This is a genomic window from Microcoleus sp. B13-B6 (assembly GCF_036705405.1).
Lineage (GTDB): Bacteria > Cyanobacteriota > Cyanobacteriia > Cyanobacteriales > Microcoleaceae > Microcoleus.
On record NZ_JAUBUJ010000097.1, the window covers coordinates 31448 to 33942 of the forward strand.

A 2495-nucleotide genomic window follows, 5' to 3' on the forward strand; every position below is an offset into this window, starting at 1 on the left:
GCGGGGTCAAGTGTAAGTGTTGCTGGAACTGTCGCCTGAGACGGTGTGGCGAACAAAAACCAGACACCAGCCAAAAATGATTAGCGGATTGTGCAGCAAAAGTAACGGTTTGTACAATATTGTGCAAAGATAGGTAGCAAAGGGTTCTAAACTTTTTTAGCCCCTATCTGGCAATCGACGCTCCCCCTCGGGGTGCGGTTATCTCTACAGAACGATCGGAAAATTTTAACGAATTTAATGTTTTGTTTCTGAATGTAAAGAGTTATGATAGTAACAAGCCAGAAATAAGCGGGGAGAATTTGAGATTGCTTCGCCGTCCGCCCTACACCACAACGGTATCCCGAAAGAGTGTTGAGATGGATAGGCGGTAACGGTCGCTGCATCCCCTGCTCAATCCCGCAGGCGACGGATTGCGGGATAGCGCCTGAACCAACAAACCTATTACTACTATGTTGTAGTGAAGTGGGGCTGGCATGATCCTCACTATAAAATGCCTAAGAGGGAAAGCTTGCAAGTACCTCAAAGGAAGTCCAATGTCCTATTTTAAGAATGTTGGAAGCCCATAAGCCGACCGCTGGCGGTTGGTATCGGTGATGTCACAAAATCAAAGACGGCTGTCGAATTGGTAAATTTAGTCACCATCGACGGAGCTGCCCTATACTCGATTGCTATTTAAGAAGGTGCGCGCAGGCGCAGCACCATAAAGAACTCTTATGAGTTCCTGCCGCCGAGCAGAAATCCGCATCCGAGTTGGGCAACTTAGAAGGCTAAGACTCGTTATTAGGAGCATTAATGAATTTATTGTTTGAAGGCTTAGGTCTTTCGGAAGAACTCGTTCTCCATCTGGAAACACTAGGCTTTACAGAACCTACTCCCATCCAAGTACAAGCAATTCCGCACCTGTTAGCAGGTCGCGACGTTGTGGGTCAAGCCCAAACAGGGACAGGCAAAACGGCAGCATTCTCGTTGCCCATCTTGGAGCGGATTGATTTAGATGTAACTGCGGTGCAAGCACTGGTGCTGACGCCGACTCGCGAATTGGCGATGCAAGTAACTGAAGCCATCCGCGATTTGAGCGGCATCAGCAGCGACGGCCCGGTAAAAGTGGGTCGCTCTCTGCAAGTTCTGACAGTGTACGGCGGTCAATCGATCGATCGTCAAATGCAGCGTTTGAAGCGCGGCGTTCACGTCGTTGTCGGTACACCCGGACGCATATTGGATATGCTCAGCCGCGGCAGCCTGAAACTAGACAAGGTAAAATGGCTGGTTTTGGATGAAGCTGACGAAATGCTGAGCATGGGCTTTATTCAAGATGTGGAAAAAATCTTGGATGCAGCACCACAAGAACGTCAAACGGCATTTTTCTCGGCGACGATGGAACCTTCCATTCGGAAACTGGTGGCGCGGCATTTGCGTAACCCAGTCAACGTCACCGTAGAACAGCCAAAAGCAACGCCAAAGCGCATCAGCCAAGGCGTGTACATGATTCCCCGTGGCTGGTCGAAGGCAAGAGCTCTACAGCCAATCCTAGAAATGGAAGACCCGGAATCTGCACTGATATTTGTGCGGACTCGGCAGTCGGCTGCAGAACTCACCAGCCAACTGCAAGCAGCAGGTCACAGCGTTGATGAGTATCACGGTAATTTGAATCAGGCACAGCGGGAACGCTTGCTGCATCGGTTCCGCCAATGTCAGGTGCGCTGGGTAGTGGCGACTGATATTGCGGCACGGGGTTTGGACGTGGATCACTTGACTCACGTTATTAACTACGATTTGCCCGACAGTGTGGAAAGCTACGTTCACCGGATCGGACGCACGGGCCGGGCTGGTCGCGAAGGAACGGCGATTACGCTGATTCAACCGGTCGATCGCCGCAAACTGCGCTTGATTGAACGCCACGTGCGATCGAGCTTGACGGTGCGAAACATTCCGACACGGGCGCAAATTGAAGCTCGTCAGTTGGAAAAGATGCAGGGTAAAGTTCGCGAAGCTTTGGCTGGCGAACGGATGGCATCTTTCTTGCCTCTGGTGTCTCAGTTATCCGAGGAGTACGACTCCCACGCGATCGCCGCTGCTGCTTTGCAAATGGCTTTCGATCAAAGCCGTCCTGCTTGGATGGGCGCTGATTACGCTCAACAAGAAGATCCCCCGATTGGTGGAGAAAACAGCGTCAAGCCTATCTTGATCAAAAAGCGGGCTAAGACTGGTGAGGCGACTTTTTCTGGAGCACCGAGTGCTCCTGTTCCCCAGAACCGCTAATTGGTAGGGTGCACTCGGTGCACCTTATTTAGAATTACTGTAGAGATGCGATCGATCGCACCTCTACTTTTTTTTATGGGTGCGATCCCAAATCCGAGCTCCCTCGCCGGTTGAAACCGCGAACAAACTTTCGTCCACTCCTAGCGGACTGAGAATTGGATAAGGAATGAGAATTAAATAACTTCCACAAGTTTGTGGGATGGGCGTCCCGCCCGTCCTTTTTGGACGGGCGGGAC

The 2495-nt window shown here is 51.1% G+C and carries 1 protein-coding gene; it reads left to right on the forward strand.

The window, feature by feature from the left end; genetic code table 11:
• Window positions 1-792 precede the first annotated feature (792 nt).
• Window positions 793-2259 carry a DEAD/DEAH box helicase gene (locus tag QUB35_RS31150; protein ID WP_333109100.1) on the forward strand — a complete coding sequence of 489 codons (1467 nt, stop codon included), beginning with the start codon at window positions 793-795 and terminating at the stop codon, window positions 2257-2259.
• The last annotated feature ends 236 nt before the right edge of the window (window positions 2260-2495 follow it).